This window comes from Alteromonas sp. AWJ4_199 (genome assembly GCF_056159165.1).
Genome location: NZ_JBSWUR010000001.1, coordinates 2,983,009 through 3,002,356, shown reverse-complemented (window position 1 = coordinate 3,002,356; position 19,348 = coordinate 2,983,009). Strand labels below are relative to the sequence as shown.

Annotated in this window: 19 protein-coding genes; 3 read left to right on the top strand and 16 right to left on the bottom strand. The window is 45.1% G+C overall.

The annotated features are described in order from the left end of the window. Positions 1-13: 13 nt before the first annotated feature. Positions 14-529: a lactoylglutathione lyase family protein gene (locus ACXAER_RS13150; RefSeq protein WP_474804738.1), complete on the bottom strand. Its 516-nt coding sequence runs from the start codon at positions 527-529 to the stop codon at positions 14-16. 227 nt (positions 530-756) lie between these two features. Between ACXAER_RS13150 and ACXAER_RS13145 the strand changes: the two genes are divergently transcribed. Further along, complete coding sequence (locus ACXAER_RS13145; RefSeq protein WP_474829860.1) at positions 757-1,779, top strand: LysR family transcriptional regulator; 1,023 nt, start codon at positions 757-759, stop codon at positions 1,777-1,779. 172 nt (positions 1,780-1,951) lie between these two features. Here the strand turns inward: ACXAER_RS13145 and ACXAER_RS13140 are convergent, their stop codons facing one another. From ACXAER_RS13140 to ACXAER_RS13120, 5 genes are all read right to left on the bottom strand, one after another. Next, positions 1,952-2,785: a class II glutamine amidotransferase gene (locus ACXAER_RS13140; RefSeq protein WP_474829858.1), complete on the bottom strand. Its 834-nt coding sequence runs from the start codon at positions 2,783-2,785 to the stop codon at positions 1,952-1,954. A 332-nt stretch (positions 2,786-3,117) separates the two neighbouring features. Beyond that, positions 3,118-4,170 carry a hypothetical protein gene (locus ACXAER_RS13135; protein WP_474829856.1) on the bottom strand — a complete coding sequence of 351 codons (1,053 nt, stop codon included), beginning with the start codon at positions 4,168-4,170 and terminating at the stop codon, positions 3,118-3,120. Between the two features lie 143 nt (positions 4,171-4,313). Then, positions 4,314-4,784: an inner membrane protein YiaA gene (yiaA, locus tag ACXAER_RS13130; protein WP_474829854.1), complete on the bottom strand. Its 471-nt coding sequence runs from the start codon at positions 4,782-4,784 to the stop codon at positions 4,314-4,316. A 10-nt stretch (positions 4,785-4,794) separates the two neighbouring features. After that, positions 4,795-5,604: a DUF2145 domain-containing protein gene (locus tag ACXAER_RS13125; RefSeq protein WP_474829852.1), complete on the bottom strand. Its 810-nt coding sequence runs from the start codon at positions 5,602-5,604 to the stop codon at positions 4,795-4,797. Positions 5,605-5,611: 7 nt separating this feature from the next. Further along, on the bottom strand, positions 5,612-6,016 hold the full coding sequence (locus tag ACXAER_RS13120; protein WP_474829850.1) for a hypothetical protein: 405 nt from the start codon (positions 6,014-6,016) through the stop codon (positions 5,612-5,614). Positions 6,017-6,147: 131 nt separating this feature from the next. Here ACXAER_RS13120 and ACXAER_RS13115 point away from each other — a divergent pair, with 131 nt between their 5' ends. Then, entirely contained in the window at positions 6,148-6,882 is a 735-nt protein-coding gene (locus ACXAER_RS13115; RefSeq protein WP_474829848.1) for a helix-turn-helix domain-containing protein, read from the top strand. 50 nt (positions 6,883-6,932) lie between these two features. Here ACXAER_RS13115 and ACXAER_RS13110 read toward each other — a convergent pair whose 3' ends face one another. From ACXAER_RS13110 to rutA, 9 genes are all read right to left on the bottom strand, one after another. Continuing rightward, the gene (locus ACXAER_RS13110; RefSeq protein WP_474829846.1) at positions 6,933-8,432 is read right to left on the bottom strand and encodes an NCS1 family nucleobase:cation symporter-1; all 1,500 of its coding nucleotides are present in this window, start codon (positions 8,430-8,432) and stop codon (positions 6,933-6,935) included. Between the two features lie 390 nt (positions 8,433-8,822). Beyond that, on the bottom strand, positions 8,823-11,141 hold the full coding sequence (locus tag ACXAER_RS13105; RefSeq protein WP_474829844.1) for a TonB-dependent receptor: 2,319 nt from the start codon (positions 11,139-11,141) through the stop codon (positions 8,823-8,825). 272 nt (positions 11,142-11,413) lie between these two features. Next, a complete protein-coding gene (locus ACXAER_RS13100) occupies positions 11,414-12,904 on the bottom strand; it encodes a CoA-acylating methylmalonate-semialdehyde dehydrogenase (protein ID WP_474829842.1) in 1,491 nt (496 codons plus the stop codon). 19 nt (positions 12,905-12,923) lie between these two features. Further along, complete coding sequence (locus ACXAER_RS13095) at positions 12,924-13,454, bottom strand: flavin reductase (protein ID WP_474829840.1); 531 nt, start codon at positions 13,452-13,454, stop codon at positions 12,924-12,926. Positions 13,455-13,476: 22 nt separating this feature from the next. Then, positions 13,477-14,097: a malonic semialdehyde reductase gene (locus ACXAER_RS13090; RefSeq protein WP_474829838.1), complete on the bottom strand. Its 621-nt coding sequence runs from the start codon at positions 14,095-14,097 to the stop codon at positions 13,477-13,479. 109 nt (positions 14,098-14,206) lie between these two features. After that, positions 14,207-15,043 carry a pyrimidine utilization protein D gene (gene rutD, locus ACXAER_RS13085; protein ID WP_474829836.1) on the bottom strand — a complete coding sequence of 279 codons (837 nt, stop codon included), beginning with the start codon at positions 15,041-15,043 and terminating at the stop codon, positions 14,207-14,209. A 58-nt stretch (positions 15,044-15,101) separates the two neighbouring features. Continuing rightward, positions 15,102-15,485, bottom strand: coding sequence for a pyrimidine utilization protein C (gene rutC, locus ACXAER_RS13080; protein WP_159120466.1), 384 nt, complete (start codon positions 15,483-15,485; stop codon positions 15,102-15,104). A gap of 217 nt (positions 15,486-15,702) precedes the next feature. Then, complete coding sequence (gene rutB / locus ACXAER_RS13075; protein ID WP_474829833.1) at positions 15,703-16,434, bottom strand: pyrimidine utilization protein B; 732 nt, start codon at positions 16,432-16,434, stop codon at positions 15,703-15,705. Beyond that, entirely contained in the window at positions 16,434-17,522 is a 1,089-nt protein-coding gene (gene rutA, locus ACXAER_RS13070) for a pyrimidine utilization protein A (protein ID WP_474829831.1), read from the bottom strand. Before rutA ends, rutB begins: the two co-directional genes overlap by 1 nt. Before the next feature lie 310 nt (positions 17,523-17,832). Between rutA and rutR the strand changes: the two genes are divergently transcribed. After that, positions 17,833-18,504, top strand: a complete 672-nt coding sequence (gene rutR, locus ACXAER_RS13065; RefSeq protein WP_474829829.1) for an HTH-type transcriptional regulator RutR — start codon at positions 17,833-17,835, stop codon at positions 18,502-18,504. 96 nt (positions 18,505-18,600) lie between these two features. On the opposite strand, the gene ACXAER_RS13060 is transcribed toward rutR, so the two are convergent. After that, entirely contained in the window at positions 18,601-19,272 is a 672-nt protein-coding gene (locus tag ACXAER_RS13060; protein WP_474829827.1) for a Crp/Fnr family transcriptional regulator, read from the bottom strand. Between the last annotated feature and the right edge of the window lie 76 nt (positions 19,273-19,348).

Here is a 19,348-nt window from a genome sequence, read left to right as displayed (position 1 = left end):
TATCAACTAACGCTTACTCGTAAGCGCCGCTTGCATAGTGCAACTCATAGCTGTGGCTATAAATTTCAAGGATGTTGCCAAACGGGTCTTCCATATAAATCATGCGATATGGCTTTTCACCCGGGTAGTAGTAGCGCGGCGCCTTCATACGTTTTTTACCGCCAGCGGCAACAATCTTCTCAGCTAAACCTTCTACGTCTGGGTCTTGAACACAGAAGTGGAAGATACCGGTTTTCCAGTACTCGAAGTTGTTCTCAGGATTTTCTTGGTTGCTGAACTCAAAGATTTCAACGCCTACGCGATCACCCGTTGAGAGGTGCGCAATGCGGAATTTCCCCCAACCTGCACCGAATACGTCGGTACACATTTCGCCAATGGCCGAATCGTCTTCAATAATTTCGGTTGGCTTCATGATGAGGTACCAGCCAAGTACTTCGGTGTAAAACTTCACGGCGGCTTCTAAATCGGGTACCGAAATACCGATATGGGAAAACGTACGTGGATACGGTGTTTTTACTGCTTCAGTCATTACTTACTCCTAGGTAGTGCAAGTTATCAAAATGGCTTAAGCGGCTAATTCATTGCTTAAATCAGTGTTTAGTTAGATAGCGTTCTCTTGTACCAGTTATCCAAAACATCAATCATACAGCTAATCGAAAATAGCGCTTAAGTGAATATGGATACATAGTAGCTAGACAATGAGAAAACATGAAATTATGATATCTTTTCAATTTTATAAATTTAATTTATAGCAAGATGATTAACCCTATTTGGCTAGACACCTTTATTACGTTAGTAGAAACAGGTAACTTCACTCGCACCGCTGAGCAACGTTTTATGACGCAGCCAGGAGTAAGTCAGCATCTGAAAAAGCTAGAGGAAGTATGTCAGTGCGAATTGGTGGTTCGTTTAGGCAAAGGTATTCAGCTTACAGAGCAGGGTCAGCGGGTGTATCACTACGCTAAAAATCAGCAGGCTAAGGAGCAAGATTTTATTGCCAGCTTGAAGTTTGACGCGCCATTTGAAGGAAAATGTGTAGTGGCCTGTTCAGGCGCTATCGCGCAGCGTATTTACCCTGCCCTGTTGGCACTACAAAAGCAGCATAACGCGCTAAAAATTCATGTTGAAGTCGCGCCTCGACGCACAATTTTATCAGGCATAGCAAACAATACCCTTGAGCTTGGTATTGTGACTAACCAGCCAGAGAGTGAAGATATACATAGCGAGTACTTAGGCGAGGAAGCGTTGGGGCTTATCCTACCGCGTAGCCTGCCTGATACGCTTGTGACACAGCTTTCTGGTTTTCCTGAAAATACACAGAATTTTATGCCTGATTCGGGTACGGGTACGGGTACGGGTACGGGTACAAAAATAACAAGCGTATCTGAAAGAGCAAAGAGTAAAACTGATGACGCTATTACGCTAAAAGCCGTAATCAACCATTTAGGGCTTATAAATCACCCTGACGCCATGCACTACTTACAGCGCTACTTTAACGATTGCGGAGAGCCTGAAGTAGCCAAGATTAATCCAAATAAGCTGCCACACGCCGGCTATATCAATCAACTTTCGCAAATTCTACTGCCGGTAAGCGAAGGGCTAGGTTACACCGTGCTGCCAACCAGCACGTTAGACTTTGTATCATTTGCCGACAAACTTACCGTCTACGAAGCCAAAAATGAGGTGACAGAGCCCTTATACAGTGTTCAAACACCCCACAGCGCACTCCCCGCTCGCTACCAAGCAGTAAAACAAACCATCACCCAAGTATTGAGATAAATAATGGGGTAACCCGAGTTTTGGGGTCAGAGTACATTATCAAGCTAGCTAACCTGAATATTGGGGTCAGAGTACATTTTTACCTTGGGTTACCAACTAAGCGCTAAGACTTTAGAGAGCGGACTATTAAAGTGCGGGGCCGGTGAAGTTACTCTGCCCCCACAATCCGTATTTAGTCGTGAAGCGAAGGGTCAGGCGCTACCATTTCGGATTCTTTTTTGTGTTCAGGTACATCCACTTTGCCCGAGGCAATGACTTCACCCTCTTGCCAAAGCTTCCACTCGCCCCGTTCGTAAATATCCCACTGTTCATCATTGGTTAGCGGTTCGGTAGCGATAATACTTACCACATCCTTTGGCGTGGTTTCAGCTGCAAAATCAATCTCTACTTCAACATCACTTAAACAAGCCGGGCCAAAAGGCGCTCTTCGGGTAATGCTAGCTAACTTTGTACTACAGAACGTAAACAGCCAGTCGCCATTACTCAGTAAACAGTTGAATACACCTTGCTGTGCATACTCTTGTGCCAATTCGACAAGCGTTTCAGCTAGCTGCTCTGGCATAGCGTCTCGGGGGAGGTTTTGCCTAACATTGTTCATGATGTCGCAGAAAAGCTCTTCGCTGTCCGTATCCCCTACCGCTTCATAAATACCTGCTCGACGTGAGAAGTTGGGTAATTGCCCATTATGTGCAAACACCCAATAGCGCCCCCAAAGCTCGCGGGTAAAGGGATGCGTGTTCGCCAAGTTGATGTTACCAACGTTAGCTTGCCGAATATGACAAATGGCGTTTTTACTTTTTATAGGAAGTTTGGAAACAAAATCGGCGATAGGTGACGTGGCGCAAGGCTCAGGATCGTGAAACATACGCACGCCCTTACCTTCGTAAAAGGCAACGCCCCAGCCGTCTTTATGCGGCCCGGTTTCACCACCACGACGTGTTAACCCGGTAAAGCTAAAACATAGGTCAGTAGGAGTGTTCGCACTCATGCCCAAAAGTTCACACACAGCGTTTATTACCTATTGCAGTCATTAAATGAAGTACGTCGAAGAATACGCAAGCTTTTGGATTGAATCAATTCGACATAAGATAGGAGTATCACTTTCTGCCTGAGGTTCAATATTTGCCTTACAACTCTACGGTGATTGGGGTCAGAGTACTTTTTGAGGAAATGTACTCTGACCCCAATATTTTTTGTTGCTGACCAGATAAACGTAGGTATTTTAATACTTACAGTTTTTATTCAGCAGTTAAGAAGTAAAACTTTTGCAAGCCACCACCGCCCGCGACGTATTGCGCGCGGTGGTTTAGGCTTTACCGCCTACTGCGCAGTGAAAAGCTAATCGATGACTTCAAGCTCCCTGTGTAGCATCGAAGGGTTATCTACGCTTAAATATAGGGTCGAAATACTTTCATTTAATAAAGCCATACCAGAATAATATGCTTGGGATTTATTGAAGGTAAGTTTGACGTTAGCGACGCCCCTTCCAAAGTGAAAATCCTCTTTGGTTAAACTTCTACTCCACTCGCCAACTTCAATACTTTCTATATTTGCTTTTGGAATTACTACCATCCCCCACCACGAGTTATTCACCACAACCTTGTCCTGCCAAATAAAGCAACTATAGTTTTTGCTTACCCGGTAGTTGGCGACGAACATGATCACTAGGTAGAACACTAATGTGGCCACCACCATGGCAATCGTTTCACCAAATTGCGATAGCAATACATATGAGGCATAGGTTGTGACACTCAAAGCAATGAGTACGCCTAGCAGATGCCACCACTTGCCAGAGAGTAACTTAAGGTTCACTGCACTTTTCACATGTTTTTTACTGAATCTAGGTATAGCGTAATACCAACTTGCCGGTTCATGGGCCAACATTAACGCAAGCTCTAGTTGCTTAGCCTCTTTGCTACCTTTTTCCGGCGCTTCAGCTTTTTCATATTTTTCGAGCATGTGTATACGTGGGTCGCCGCTAAGTTTACGTGCGCCCCAAAGCGCTTTCACGATAGTTACCAAAAGCACTACTTCAATAATCATTAGTACGGCAATGATGGGGTATTTAAGGTAGCTGATAAACGCAAAATAGTGCGCTAGCTGTTCCGGGTAGTTGTAGCGGGCTATTAAACTACTTAAAGAAAATATTAGCAGTAACTTCCAAAGAGCTTGTTCGCCAATACGAATTACCCAGAAGTAATACAATAGCGGCAGTACAAGGAAATAAACCAACGAAACAAGCGCCGTATTACGCCAGCTTGGCTCTGATATGATATTGCCGAAGGTAAGCGTAATGTCTGGCAAGGTACTAGGTAAAAACCATGTGCCTACATAAAAACACCCCGCAGCAACAATCAAAAAAGCAATTCTGTATTTGACGGGTTTACGCATATTTCATCCCTGACGCGTTGAAGATAAGAAGCAGCTAAGAAGCTAAACAATTGATATACAATACGAAAAAGTGGGGTCAGAGTAAATTAATTTGATGACGGGGTCGTCTGACTTTGGCGAAATGTACTCTGATCCCTTTACTTTTATGCAGCTTTTACTTTGGGGGTTGTTTCAGGCTGTGAAACGTTAGTTTCTAATTGGGGTTCAACGCTATTAAGTTCATTTTGATTTTGGCTATCACGAACGTTCTTTTGAACCGTAATGGCAGCAAATAAGCTTAAGGTAAACGCCATTCCGAAAAAGCCTTTCTCACTTAGTAAAAGTTCGGCGTTTAGCAACCCAATAACTAACAGTACAATGGCTGAACCGGTGGCTACCGCTGAAGCTAAAAAGTATGCTTTGGTTGTAGGTACACCTTCCATTTTATCCCGTACCGTTTTTTGCAAGCTTACCACTGAAAATAAGCCAAATAGCATAATAGTGAAGTAATAACCTTTTTCGTTAAGGGCCATAGGTGCATTGTACAAGCCTATGAAATAAGCACCTACGCCTACAATAAGTGCAGCTAGTGACGCGATTCGAAATGCTTTAGTGGGTTTATTCATGTTTTGCATAGTAAAACTCCTAAATATTCTCTATTTGCCCCGTATGGGTAAACGTAACGGCCTTGTTTGTTAAATTGTACTTTTGCATATAGCGAGCAAGGCTTCCGAAGGTGGTGGTTTCTACTTTGCGACCGTGATCTGACAAAGTTACGCCATCGCTGAACATACTTGCTAAGCCAAGTTTCGCGCGGCTCATATTTACTTTTTGTGGCACAAAATGGGCCTTAGCATTTACCTTTAGCTGCGCAATATCAGTGGTTGAATAAATTGCAGCGTTTAAAACATCAAGGGTGTATTCCGTGCAGTTTTGACGTTCACTATTAAACGGGTTAGCCACTACCGAATATCGAGCATTGTGAAGCAGCTTAGCTTTGTCATCGCGATATAGCTTCACCAACGCTTGTTGCACTTCTGCTGAAGGAATTATTATTCCCGCCTCTAGCGCATACGCGCCCCAGAAGAAGTCTACTGGATAGTCGGTAATTAAGTGACTTTTGCCCTGATCTTCTGCGTCTTGATATAAATTGTGTATGGCATAGCCTTTCGCCGTATCGCCGTTGCTTAGCTGAATAGTTGAGTAAATAGCAACGGCGGTATGGGTAAAGCGAATACCTTTTGGCATATCCTCAATAGGTCTGCCACGTCTTGCAATAATAAATGCCCGGGCCCCTTCACCTGCCGCATACTTTTCCACATCTTTTGAAAAAGTTGCGATCGCTTCTGGCGTAAAAGTAGGCTTACCGTGTTGCTGGCTACCCGCGTATACGTCATGAATACTAGACATCAACAATACAAAGGCGAACCCGATTGAAGTTAAGTAGGCTTTCATGTTCAACCTACCGCTGAGTATTAGTTGTGGTTGTGATCACTTTAGTTTTGGTAGTAACCACTTGGTTTGGAGCGGGGTCGGCGGTGATAATAGTTTCGGTTATCACCAAAGGCTGGTTGTGCGCCACTGAAGATTGATGGCTAGCCTGATGAAGGTTACGAGCACTTTCATTCACGGCGCTTTCTACCACCGCGCTTCCGGCTACAACCACACTCCCGGTCAATACCACAGGTACTGCCACCACCGCACTTGCTACCGAAGCGGTTGTCGCTAAGCCTTCAGAAGCAGCTAACGCACTGTGCTTACTTGCTTTGCCGCTATGGTCAAAAGAATCATCTGCCATTGCAGAATGGGTAAGAATCGCACTACTTAATAGTGCAGTTAACATCAATGTTGAACGTGTATTTTTCATATCACTTGCTCCTAGTTTGTTAAGACAAGATGTGTCTGAACACTTTCTACACTAGAACTAAGAATAAATTTCGTAAACCATAATGATTAATGTAGTATTAAATTACACCACAAGTATAAAAAAGTAATACCATGAGCCAAATCAGCCTTGTGTACGACACCTTGAAACAATGCTTACGGGAACAGCGACTCACCTATAAGCAGCTTGCAGAAGCGCTTGATGTTAGCGAAGCAAGTGTAAAGCGTAACTTTTCGTTGCAGGCATTCAGCCTTGATAAGTTAGAGCAGATTTGTGAATGCTTAAGTTTGTCATTAAGCGATTTATTTAGCCTTTCACAAAAACAGCAGGAGAAGATTTCACAGCTGTCTGAACAGCAAGAAATGGAACTGCTCGCTAACCCCAAGCTATTGCTTGCCGCGGTGTGTGTTCGTGACGGCTGGCGCTTTTCAGAACTTATCGAACATTACGATATTGATGAAGTGGAAGGCATTAAGCTAATGACAACCCTTGATAGGCTTAAGCTTATCGAGCTGTTGCCGAACAACCATTATAAGCTGCTTATTGCCCAAGACTTTCGCTGGATCCCAGGCGGGCCGCTAGAAAAGTTTATGGAACAAGAGGTCATGGTGAAGTTCATGGATCCAAAAAAGAACGAACCTTGGATGTTCCGCTTTTATTTGCGCGGTCGCTATTCTCAGACCTCGGTTTCGATTATTCAACGTCGTCTTGAACAATTGCGGCAAGAAGCGGCTAAGCTCAGCAGCGAAGATAATGACTTACCGATAGAAGAGCGCCAGCATGTAGGTTTACTCATGGCTATGCGGCCTTGGGAGCCGTCGCTTTTTGAAAACATGAAGCGAAAATAGAAGCAGTTGGGTCAGAGTACATTTCATGGAAAAGTACTCTGACCCCATAGCTAAGAGGCGCTTTTTGCCTGCATGGTAACTGGTACTCTGTTGGACAACGTTAGGTAAACGATACTGGCGATAATTAGCCCCACGAACCACGCGTAGGCGTAAAGCGTATCGAAAATGGCGGGTACGCTGTCTACAAACCCTGCCGCGTGCATAAAACCGGGTATATTAGGCAAAATTCCAATAACCAGTGCAGCTACTCCCGCCATGTTCCAACCGTTGTTCCCACCGTATTCACCAGAGTGTTGAAACAGCGCATCAATGTTTAACGTCGATTTTCTCAAAATGAAATAGTCAGCAATGAGAATACCTGCAATTGGGCCGAGTAGCGCTGAATATCCCGTAAGCCAGGTAAATAAATAACCACCGGCGGTTTCAAGCAGCTTCCAAGGAAAAATTGCTACACCTATTCCCGCGGTGATGTATCCGCCCATTCTAAAGCTAATTTTCGCTGGTGCCATATTCGAAAAGCCATACGCCGGAGCAACCATGTTGGCGGCTAAGTTTGTAGTTAAAGTAGCAAGCGCTAAGGCAGCCAGTGCAAAGACCACGCCCATGCCGCCCATTCTGCCAGCAAGCGCCACTGGGTCCCAAATGGCCTCGCCGTAAATGGTTACAGTTGCAGAGGTAACCGCTACACCGATAAAGGCAAACAACGCCATAGGTAACGGCAAGCCTATAGCTTGGCCCAACATTTGGTCTTTCTGTGATTTTGCAAAGCGGGTGAAATCGGGAATATTTAATGCCATGGTTGCCCAAAAGCCCACCATAGATGTAAGACCTGCGAAAAAAGCAGACCAAAACTGCCCTTCTTTAGCGCCCCCTTCTACAAATTGAGATGGCGTAGATAACATAGCGCCAAATCCACCGGCATTGACGTATGCCCAAGCAAGAAGCGCTAAGCCCATTAAGATCAAAAATGGTGCAGCAAAAGTTTCAAGCCAGCGAATAGATTCAGTACCGTGTTTAATAAAAACTAAATGCATTGTCCAAAAAGCAAAGAAGCACAGAGTTTGGGTAATATCTATACCTAAAAATGGCAGCGCCTGCCCCACAAAAGCGTCGCCGCTCACGCTATTTAAAATAACGTATATCGCGCTGCCACCCACCCATGTATTGATTCCAAACCACCCGCAGGCTACAAGACCGCGAGCAAGAGCAGGAATCTTCGCGCCTTTGGTACCAAAAGCACTACGTAGCAATACAGGAAAAGGTAAACCGTATTTAGCCCCCGCGTGACCAATTAACATCATTGGTATTAGCACAATAACGTTACCTAACAACACGGTGATCACCGCCTGATACCAATTCATGCCCTCAGACACTAGCCCAGCAGATAGCAAATAAGTGGGCACACATACCACCATAGCCACCCATAATGCAGCATAGTCCTTCCACCTCCAGGTTCTTGTTGCCTCACTGGTCGGCGCCAAATCTTGGTTCCATAAATCGCCATCGTAATGGGAAGGTTTTGTCATGGGTTGATTGTTGGTGTTATCCACGATCTATTTCCTTGTTGTTTTGGTGTTGCACGCGCTTGTATTATTTATAATGAAAAACAGGGTTTTACGAAGCGTTACTGTTAACAAAATACCAAATATTTTGCTGATTCTTTTGGTGACATTTTTTGAAAAAATGCAGCATTCTTTTTAACTAGAGAAAACGTGCTATTTAGCGATAAGTCGTCGATAGCTCGTCTATAAGAACAGAAGCAAAAATGCTGCCGCTTTTCGCTTACCGATAACGAAACACCTAGATACCGTTTCATAGAATTTCGGTATCTAGGTTAGCTAAATAGCTTTCGTTTTCGGGTTAGAGCGTTTTCAAGCAAGACCGTTTTCGAGTAAGATTTAACGTCTAAGCCAAGTGACTAAAACGTCTTGCTTACCAAACTAGAAACTTCGTCTTATAGTCACTCCATATGTCCTAGGTTTTGCATAAGAAATTTGGCTGGTGCCGTAAAAGCCTGAAACGTCAAAGCCAATGAGTTCGTGGTCAGAATCAAATAGATTATCTACGTAAGCAGCTAGGCTCCATTTGTCTTGCCCATCAACCCAGGTCAAGCGTGCATCTGCCGTAGCATAGCTATCAATTTCATGAGCGGTAAAATTACGCGCATTGTGAAAAGTTTCAGATTGATAGTTTGCTGATAGCTGTGCAGCCATATTTCCTTCGAACGCATCCCAATTGTACCTGAGCATAGCAGACGCCTGATATTCAGGGGTAAATGGCGGAGTAGTATCGGCAAAGTAACCTGACGCCACTTCTAAGTCTTCAACCACTGCATCGGTATAAGAGAAATTCACCATCAAATCCAAGCTTTCTGTTGGCGTTAAAAATACTTCAAGCTCCACACCACTAAACGAGGCTTCTTCATTCGTCACTACACCAGCATTATTCACCCACGAAAAAGACTGGTAATCGTTGTAGTCATAGTAAAAAACATTGGCATTAAACACGCCGCTTCCCTGCATGAAGCTGTGCTTTAGGCCTGCTTCGTAAGAGGTTAGCTCTTCAGGCTCATAAAAACTGAACCCTCCGAATAAGGGCGCATTAAAACTCCCCGCTTTTACGCCTCGGTTGACTCCTGCATAATACAAACTGTTCCCCACGCTGTACTCCAACTGAAGCTTTGCCGACCATAAATTTTGGTCGTTGCTTTGCGAGAGTATTTCCAAAGAAGACGTACTGGTGTCAATCTCAATAACTCGGTCATCGGTATTTTCATTCTGATACACGTTACCGATGAAATCTTTGCTCTCTCGGGTGTAGCGAAGCCCGCCTACTAATACCAAATCATCCGTTAAGCTGTAATCAACTTGCCCGAATGCAGAGTATGACTCGGTTTCAAGGGCCACTAAGGTATTGTTTTCTTCACCGCCTAAGAAAAAGGTGGTGGGTGAGCCCGCCAAGCCTTGACTGTAATCTGTGTCGATAGAAAGGTAATAAAGCCCCCCTACCCACTTTAAGTCGGCAGTTTCACCTGAAAAGCGCAACTCTTGGCTAAACTGTTCGATGGTGCTATTTGACTGGAAGATAAGTTCAGGAGACGCCGTTTGGTCAGAATCAAGACCAACCGTACGTTTGAATTCTTTATAGTCTGACATGGAAAAGAAATCGAAGGTTTCGAAAGCATAGTCTAGTGTTGCCGCTAAGCCTTTTGACTTAATTTTGTTTTGATCGTCAAAGGCAAAGTCTTTATTTACCTTATTGCCCGAACCGTCAGGGTCAAAGTTACCGTTAAAGTCACCACCTTGCACTGGGCGGAAAGGGTCACCATTAAAGTTACCGTCCACGCACACGCCTGCCTGAATAGTGTCACATCCTAGAGGGTCGTCGGCTGCGAAAATTACATCTATCACATTGCCTGCGGCATCTTTTACTTCTGTGGTGTTCACCACCTGATACGGGCCTTCACTTTTGGTGGTATCAGACCAGTTACCGCTTAGAAGTAAGGTGCCCTCCTCACCAATATCAAACATCAGCTGAGCACGAAACGCTTTCGTATCGTCATTGTAGCCGTCTTCCCCACCACCTACTGAACCCAAGCGCGTATCGGGTGCTGCACCGTCTTCATAAATATTTTCGAGTATTTCACCTTGCTGATTGGTAAACCCAGAAAAGCGACCATAAACGCCGTCTGCTATTTCCCCGGATATTGCCCCTTCAAAACGATATTGTTCGAAACGGGCTGCGGTAAACTCTGCATAGCCCTCGGTGTCGGCGGTAGGTTTTGCAGTAATAGTATTTACCAGACCGCCCGTGGCGTTTCTGCCAAATAATGTTCCCTGTGGGCCTTTTAGAATTTCTATACGAGCTACGTCGAATAAGCCAAAGGTCTGCGCTTGGGTGCTTGCTAGATATCCGCCGTCCACATAGACCGCCACCGGCGCTTCAGCCAAATCGGCGTAGTCGTTTTGCACCACGCCTCGAATATTGAAAATGGCGCGCTGGCCGCCAATGTCCCCGGCTAACGACACGCCTGGCGTAAAGGCAATAAGCTCAGTACTGCTTTCAAGACCAAGCGCCTCTAGCTGCTCCCCTGAAAAAGCGGTAATAGCGATACCCACATCGCTTATATTCTCGTTGCGCTTTTGCGCGGTAACTTCAATACTTTCCCAAACATTCTCTGCAGCAAAGGCCGCTGGCGCACTCAACGCCATCCCAACGGTTAACGCCAGCAGACGCTTGTGTGTGTTTAACGTATGCATGTTTTACTCTCGTTTATAGTTCTTTTTAACAAGCCTTGCGGCGGTGTTGTCCCGATATTTTTATAAGAGTAACTGTCGACGTGAACTGCTTATCGATTGCCACTTGGGTGCAAACCTAAGGCAGGACTGGAGACGAACTGCCAAAGGTTTACAGGTTTAAATTGTTATAATTAATGGCATTGCTTTTTTATATTTACCGCCAGTGAACATTTGCTCTTTTGGCTAAAGGTATTAATCCACTGGCAGTATTTAGATGTTTATTAACTTGTTAGTTAACTAGGAAATGAAAAGCTGACTCCTTCTCTAACTCCACTTGAGGGCCAACGTTGGGTAATAGTTTTGCGCTTGGTATAAAAACGCACGCCATCTGGCCCATATGCGTGAAGGTCGCCAAAGAGTGAGCGCTTCCAACCACCAAAACTGTGATAAGAAACAGGTACAGGCAGCGGTACGTTGATGCCTACCATGCCCACCTGAATATTGTCGGAGAAATAGCGCGCAGCTTCACCGTCGCGAGTGAAAATGCAGGTGCCGTTGCCGTATTCATGCTCGTCAATAAGCTGCATGGCTTGCTCCATACTTTCAACGCGCATTACCTGTAATACCGGGCCAAAGATTTCGGCCTTATAACTCGTCATTTCAGGTGTGACTTTATCGATAAGTGTGGCACCTAGGAAAAAGCCCGTTTCATACCCCTCGACTGTGGGGCTTCGCCCATCAACGACAACATTAGCGCCTTGCTCGGCTGCACTTGTTATGAACCCTTCTACTTTCTCTTTATGCTGCTGTGTAATAAGTGGGCCAAAATCGTTAGACGCGTCGTCAAATGCCCCTACTTTCAAACCTTTCATGGCCGACTGCATTTTATCTACAATCTCATCGGCTATCTTGTCGCCCACGGCCACCACCACAGACAACGCCATGCAGCGCTCGCCCGATGAACCAAAGGCTGCGCCTAATAGTTGATTTACCGCGTTATCAACGTCGGCGTCAGGCATAACAATGGCGTGATTTTTAGCCCCGCCTAGAGCTTGGCAGCGCTTGCCACTAGCATTGGCTTTTGAATAGATGTATTCAGCAATAGGCGTTGAGCCTACAAAACTTACTGCTTTGATGCGCTCGTCATCGAGTATTTGATCAACCGCTTCTTTGTCGCCGTTAATGACGTTAAAAACGCCGTCGGGTAACCCTGCTTCTTTGAGTAACTTTGCTAAGAAAATAGCGCAGCTTGGATCTCGCTCTGATGGTTTTAAAACAAAGGTGTTACCGCATACAATGGCGAGCGGAAACATCCAAAGCGGCACCATGGCAGGAAAGTTAAATGGAGTAATTCCCGCTACCACACCAAGGGGCTGAAACTCGCTCCATGAGTCTATGCTTGGCCCAACATTTTTACTGTGCTCACCTTTGAGCAACTGCGGCGCGCCACAGGCAAACTCTACGTTCTCGATACCACGTTGCAGTTCGCCCGCCGCGTCGTGGCTTATTTTCCCGTGCTCCGAGCCAATTAACGCGATAATTTCATCTGCGTGCTCTTCAAGTAAGTTTTTGAACTTGAACATAACGCGAGCCCGCTTGCTAACCGGAGTGTTTCGCCATTGTGGGAAAGCTTGCTGTGCGTTAACAATGGCTTCGTTTACGGTAGCCTTCGATGCCAGTAAAACCAGCTTCTCTGCTTCGCCCGTTGCTGGGTTATAAACATCTTGCATACGCCCTTTTGGGGTACAGGTTTCACCGTTTATAAAGTGGCCTACTACTTTCATTGGGTATCTAATCCTTCAGTTATGCGTCTTTGCACGCGCTGTGATATCCGCGCTGGTAATATAAAAGTGCGTCGGCGTCTTGGTCTTGTTTGATGTCTACTACCTGGCAAAAAAGCACATCGTGTGTAGCAACACTTTTTACATCTGTGATAATGCAATCAAAGCTTACTGCAGCATCGGCAAGCCTTGGGCAGCCGGTAGTCGATTCCACCCAATCACCAATTTCAAAGCGTTCATTCATAGGCGCTTTACCACCAAAGGTGTTTGAAATTGACTGATGCTGTGAAGTTAGCGTGTTAATAACCAGATGCGTGCTGTTTTTAAATACTTTGTGCACAGAAGCACTGCGGTTTAAACACACCAGTAAAGTTGCTGGGCTGTCGCTTACGCTGCACACCGCAGTTGCTGTAAAGCCAGCGCGCCCTTCTGGGCCAGTTGTTGTAACGACGTTTACCGCTGCCGCTAAGCTAGACATGCCTTCACGGTATTGCTCAGGCGTAACCGGAGGAAGCACTTCTGTTGCTGCGTTTTTTATTGCTGTAATAGTCATACAAATATCCTTTGTGTTGGCGTTACAATATTTGACAAGCTTGCTCGAAACTTAAGCGAGGCAAACGTTTGTGCACTTTCTTTCCATCGCCGTAGCCAATGTTCAGTAAGAAATTCACCTTCCACGTGCTATCTGAAAAGAAAGTCTCGTCGAGTAATTTGGGGTTGAAGCCAGACATGGCACCGGCATCAAGACCGAGTGCGCGCGCAGCGCTAATTAAATAAGCCCCCTGCATAGAGCTATTGCGCATCGCGGTTTCATAGGCGGCTTCAGGGCTTGAAGTAAACCAGCTTTTCGCATCCGCATAAGGAAATAGCGTAGGTAATTCTTCATAGAATTCTTCGTCGAAAGCTACGATAACCGTGCAAGGTGCGGTCATGGTTTGCTCTACGTTACCGCTTGAAAGACAAGGCTTGAGTTTTTCTCGCCCTTCATCTGAGGCAATAAAAACAAATCTCGCCGGGCTGCAATTTGCTGATGTCGAGCCTACTTTCACTAAGTCATAAAGCTGCTTTAAGACTGCCTCATCTATCTTTTTATCCAGCCATGTAGTGTGCGTGTGTGCACCGCTAAATAACTGGGCTAGACCACTTTCGCTTATAGGGCCTTTTGTTTCATATTCAGTTTTTTCTGATACCGTCATTTCTATATCTTTCCAGTTTTCAAATTGCTAGACAGCGTCTTAGCCGACTAGGTATTGTCTTGAGCGCTTTGTTCAAAGGTGCTTATCTAAGGAGCGGACTTGTGAACAATTAAGCTATGCGCGCTAAGTATTCCAATACCAATTTATTAAATGCATCAGGCACCGTAATGCTTGATGCATGACCGCCATATTCCATTACCGATAGCTCTGCTTTAGGCATGGCATCAGCTAATATTTTTGAGCGCTGCCACGGCACCAAGGTGTCGTCTTTGTTTGCCAGCGCTAATGTTGGTGTGGTGATAGTCGCTAGTTTGTTATCGATATCGAACGCACTTAGCGCGCCGATACGAGCTAGCAAGTTATCTACATCGGGAAAATGATTAAGTAAATGTGCCTCTTCATCGTCTAAATGCTGTGCATTAGCGGCTATCCAATCAGGTGGAAATAGCAACAGTGCTTGCAGTTGTAGGTACATGTCTTTTCTATCCGCAGCGAGTAAGGCTTTGCGTATATCAAAGCAGCGCAGAGTGTGCGGATTGGGGCTACTCCATGCATTTACTAGCACTAGGCTTTGCAGTAGGTTGGGCTGAGTTAACCCTAGTTCTAAGCCCACCAGCCCACCAAGTGCATGCCCAACAAAATGACATTGCTGCACTTCCAGTTTTTTCAGTAGTGCAGCGAGTTCATTTGCCATATCAGAAATACGGTAGTTCGCTGGCAAGTCACCCACACTTTTGTTGGTTCCTAGCTGGTCGTAAGTGATCACTCTGTAGTCTTGAGTAAAGTCAGCCAGTTGGGGCTGCCAAAACTTAGCTGCCCCGCCTAGCCCTGAACTGAAAACAACCGTTGGCGCGTCGGGCGATGTCAATCCGTGAAGTTCGTAGTGCATGTCGTAATGCATTCCCTTGTGCGTATCAACTTCGCTTGCCTGCACATCAGAAGGCATAAAGCTCACCTATATAAAACCAATGGGCACAGTTAATAGGAAGTCCAAACATAACCGCTTACCCAATGTGCGCTGTGGAGGCAATTTCAATTAAGGCTTCAGGCTTAACCAGCCCAACCTTAATGCAATAACGTGCGGGCTTTTCACCTGGGAAGTATTCGGCGTAAACTTTGTTTACCGCGGCGTAATCGTCCCAATCGGTAATGAAAATTGAGTTAAAGGTGACGTCATCCATAGTGCCACCCGCCTCTTCAATAACGCTTTTTATGGTTTCCAAAACATGACGAGTCTGTGCTTCAGCATCACCTACATGCACTACGTCATTGTTTTCATCAAACGGCAAAGTGCCTGACACATATAAAATATTGTCCGCCATAGAGCCTGGAACAAAAGGGGCGATTGGCGTTGACGTACCTGCTGGAATAATGGCTTTCTTTGGCATAATTAAATTCCTATTCTTCTTTGCACTTTTTACACAGTGTTCTTTGTAGTGCTTTAGCTAATTCGTTTTATTAAGGCGTTACTGCTTGCCCTTTTTTTTACGGTTATTGGTTTTTCGCTTTTTAAGCTTTCTTTCCCACTTTTGAATAGCGGCTTTGGGTTGAAGCTAAATGTTTTTTTGCTCCAAGTGCAGCGCGCTAACGTCTGGGCTTTGGAAACTAAGAAGACTTAAACACCTCACAAAATTGCGCGGTGGTAGACACCCAACCGAAAAACGTTTGTATATTGAAAAGTGACGCTTCGTGAATATCGGGCGGACCAGCTTGATATGCAGCATCAGCCAATACCACGCCAAAATATTCCAAGTGAAAGCCATCGCGCAGCGTAGACTCCACACACACGTTAGTGGCAATACCGGTGAACACTAAGTTGCGAATACCGCGGGCGCGCAGCATGCTGTCTAAATTGGTGTTGTAAAAACCGCTATAACGGGTTTTAGGGATAACGATATCGCCTGTTTGAGGCTTTAGTGCGTCGACAAGTGCGTAGTCCCAGGTTCCTTTGGCTAGCAAACTGCCCTTTAACTCTGGCTGTTTGCGCATAGTTTTAAGGGCATTAGATTTATACCAATTCGGCGAACCTGGGCCGCCAGCCTCTTTATAATCCGCATCCCAACCATTTTGTAAGAACACCACCGGCATGCCTGCAGCACGAGCGGTATCAAGCACCTTGACGGTATTTTCAATAACAGGCGCAGTAGTAGAGACGTCAAAACCCGCTTTGTCTAAGTAACCGTTTTTACTGGCATAAGCGTTCTGCAAATCCACAACTATCACGGCGGTTTCAGCAGGGTTTAAGGTTAAGGGTTCAGGTTTAGCAGGCAGTACGGGCTGCCCTGTTTGGCGTGCTTGAAAGCACCCTGACACTTCAAATACGTCACCGGCAGACATTAGGCAGCTCCCGATGTGCTAAGCAAGTGCTGACGGGATTTCATTAACGGCTGAATTTTAGTGCCGAAATCATCCATACCTTTAAGGAAGTCATCAAAGGTTAGCAATACACCTTCACAGCCTGGAACCGTTGCAATTTCATCTAGCATAGAAGCTACTGATTCATAAGAGCCAACCAACGTGCCCATGTTCAGATTTACCGCTGAGGTTGGGTTGGTCATGTCGCGAATGTTGGTGTCTTTGCCTGACTTTTTGTCGGCCGCGCCCTGCGTTGCCATCCAATCTAACGCTGACTGATCTTTACCGTCTTTATAGCTTTCCCATTTAGCCATGGCGGCTTCGTCGGTTTCGTCGGCAATAACCATGATAAGTACCGCAGAGCCCACGCTGCGACCGTGCTTTTCAGCCGCTTCGGTTAAGCGGGCAGCGGTTGGAGCAAATGCGGTAGGTGTATTCACACCTTTACCAAAACAGAAATTGTAGTCGGCGTGACGAGCCGAGAAATCCATACCCGCGGCACTTTGCCCTGCGCAAATAAGCGGTATTTTGCGCTGTGGTTTTGGTAGCATGCGGCAGTCATCCATTTGGAAGTGCTCGCCTTTAAAATCGCTTTTCCCTGTTTCCCACAGCTCTTTTACGACTTTGATGTATTCATCTAAATATTCGTAGCGGTTGCCGAAAAATTCATCGCCCGGCCACATGCCCATTTGCGAATATTCTGGGCGTTGCCAGCCAGTAACCAAGTTGACCCCAAAACGGCCGTTGGAAATAGAATCGATGGTAGTCGCCATGCGTGCCATAATCGCTGGAGGCAAGACTAATGTTGCGGCTGTGGCATACAGCTGAATTTTTGAGGTAACAGCGGCAAGGCCTGCCATCAACGTAAACGACTCTAAGTTGTAGTCCCAAAATTCGGTTTCACCGCCAAAACCACGCAACTTAATCATAGAGAGCGCGAAGTCCATATCGTACTTTTCTGCTTTCATTACTATCTCTTTATTGAGATCGAATGATGGTTTGAACTGAGGCGAATTTTTAGAAATTAGCCAGCCGTTGTTACCAATCGGAATAAATACACCTATATCCATGTTGTTCCCTCTGCTTGTATGCGTTTTAAGCGGTTAACCCCGCTTTTTTTAAGGTTGCCGAATTCAAAACATTGAAGTGGCGGTATACATAGTGAACAGCATAAAGCAGGCCAAACTATTAAACTCATAAAATTCAGCAACTTAAAAAATCATACAGTTTAAATTGGACCTATTGGTTCAAATTGGAACACCAAGTCCAGTGCAATTGAACTTAATTGGTGCATATTTGTGCGAATGGGTTTATAGCAACGAAAACTCCACGTAAACTAGCTATCAAATCGCGGAGAATCCGGTTAAGAAGAGATGAGAAGTGAGTAAACCTGAAGGTCACGAAAATATAAAAACAGCAAGAGCATTTAGCCCTACTACCCAGAAACGAAGAGAAAAGGCGCTCCAAGAAAAGCGTACCCGCATTATGGATGCTGCCCTTTCTCTGTTTTCAAAAAACGGTGTAAGCGGCACAACCGTAGAACAAGTATCGGAATTAGCGAATGTATCAAAGAGTAATTTACTGTATTACTTTAAAAGCAAAGATGGCCTTTACTTATCGGTAATCACTCACCTATTAGATGTATGGCTAACGCCGCTACAAAGCTTTTCTGCAGAACAGGAACCCATAGCCACCTTAAATGAATACATTAAAGTAAAACTTGAAATGTCACGGGACAATCCTGCCGAATCTAAGCTTTTTTGTATGGAAGTAGTGCAAGGTGCACCGCTTTTAATAAAGGAATTAGAAACGCCTCTGAAGGCCTTGCTAGATGCGAAAAGCGCCGTCATTAACGAATGGATAAAAGCAGGTAAGTTAAAACCTGTCGACCCCATACATCTAATATTTAGCATTTGGGCTATTACGCAGCACTACGCAGATTTCAGCGTGCAAATTAAAGCGGTCACCGGCAAAGATTTAAGCGAGCCCAACTTCTTTGATAGCACGCTTAGTAACATTCAGCACATCATTTTAGACGGGCTAAAGCCTTGATAAAAATCTAATCAACCGGAGGAGCACTCAATGTGTTTTGTTCAGGTAACACCTGCAGTAGGTCGTTATAATTTTTGAGTGAGTACTAAAAGCCCCCTACAAAGGTAATATAGACGAACTGTCTTTTAGAAAATTTTTAAGGCGCTCAACATTGGTGATAGCTATTCCTCCATATCGTTTCTCTATAAGTTGCAAGTCATACAACTTAGTTAGCGACTTATGTGCGGTAAGTACTGTTACCCCCAACCTCTCTGCATAATCGCTTTGCCGCAGGGGTATAACGTCACTTTGTGTCGTCAAATATGACTGGTAAATCAACTTAGCCAACTGAACATAAGTGGGTAAACGTCGAATATCATCTAGCCTTTCTAGCGCCGCGTGAAGCTTTATTGCGAGTGTTCGAGAAATAAAGTCAGAGATTACAGGATGCTGGTTTATAAGAGAACGAAAAGCAGGTTCAGGGACCTGTAGTATCTTACATTGCGTTAGCGCTTGTGCGTGGTGGGTTCTGGCAAGTGAAGCATATAGCGTAAATTCTCCAAACGTATCTCCGCGTTGCAGTATGGTGGTAATTTGATAACTGCCGTCTAATCCATAATTACCTATTTTAACTTCTCCAGACATAACAATAGACAACCCTTTGTTTTTGCTTCCTCTATCGTGAATAGTCGAGGTCGCAGCATAGGTTTTTACCTTTCCAAAGGGTATACAAATATCGAGATAATCATCAGGCATAACCGTCTGCTGTATACCGTGAATGTAAGACATGCTCATCAAATCTATATAAGTATATATTCTGCGATATTAACGCAATGTAAATTCACACTCAACAATCGTGTGTGGG

Excerpts from the sequence above, each read along its gene's own strand:
- ACXAER_RS13150 (WP_474804738.1), bottom strand. The coding sequence starts at position 529 with ATGACTGAAGCAGTAAAAACACCGTATCCACGTACGTTTTCCCATATC.
- ACXAER_RS13145 (WP_474829860.1), top strand. The coding sequence starts at position 757 with ATGATTAACCCTATTTGGCTAGACACCTTTATTACGTTAGTAGAAACA.
- ACXAER_RS13135 (WP_474829856.1), bottom strand. The coding sequence starts at position 4,170 with ATGCGTAAACCCGTCAAATACAGAATTGCTTTTTTGATTGTTGCTGCG.
- yiaA (WP_474829854.1), bottom strand. The coding sequence starts at position 4,784 with ATGCAAAACATGAATAAACCCACTAAAGCATTTCGAATCGCGTCACTA.
- ACXAER_RS13125 (WP_474829852.1), bottom strand. The coding sequence starts at position 5,604 with ATGAAAGCCTACTTAACTTCAATCGGGTTCGCCTTTGTATTGTTGATG.
- ACXAER_RS13120 (WP_474829850.1), bottom strand. The coding sequence starts at position 6,016 with ATGAAAAATACACGTTCAACATTGATGTTAACTGCACTATTAAGTAGT.
- ACXAER_RS13115 (WP_474829848.1), top strand. The coding sequence starts at position 6,148 with ATGAGCCAAATCAGCCTTGTGTACGACACCTTGAAACAATGCTTACGG.
- ACXAER_RS13105 (WP_474829844.1), bottom strand. The coding sequence starts at position 11,141 with ATGCATACGTTAAACACACACAAGCGTCTGCTGGCGTTAACCGTTGGG.
- ACXAER_RS13100 (WP_474829842.1), bottom strand. The coding sequence starts at position 12,904 with ATGAAAGTAGTAGGCCACTTTATAAACGGTGAAACCTGTACCCCAAAA.
- ACXAER_RS13095 (WP_474829840.1), bottom strand. The coding sequence starts at position 13,454 with ATGACTATTACAGCAATAAAAAACGCAGCAACAGAAGTGCTTCCTCCG.
- ACXAER_RS13090 (WP_474829838.1), bottom strand. The coding sequence starts at position 14,097 with ATGACGGTATCAGAAAAAACTGAATATGAAACAAAAGGCCCTATAAGC.
- rutD (WP_474829836.1), bottom strand. The coding sequence starts at position 15,043 with ATGCCTTCTGATGTGCAGGCAAGCGAAGTTGATACGCACAAGGGAATG.
- rutC (WP_159120466.1), bottom strand. The coding sequence starts at position 15,485 with ATGCCAAAGAAAGCCATTATTCCAGCAGGTACGTCAACGCCAATCGCC.
- rutB (WP_474829833.1), bottom strand. The coding sequence starts at position 16,434 with ATGTCTGCCGGTGACGTATTTGAAGTGTCAGGGTGCTTTCAAGCACGC.
- rutA (WP_474829831.1), bottom strand. The coding sequence starts at position 17,522 with ATGGATATAGGTGTATTTATTCCGATTGGTAACAACGGCTGGCTAATT.
- ACXAER_RS13060 (WP_474829827.1), bottom strand. The coding sequence starts at position 19,272 with ATGTCTTACATTCACGGTATACAGCAGACGGTTATGCCTGATGATTAT.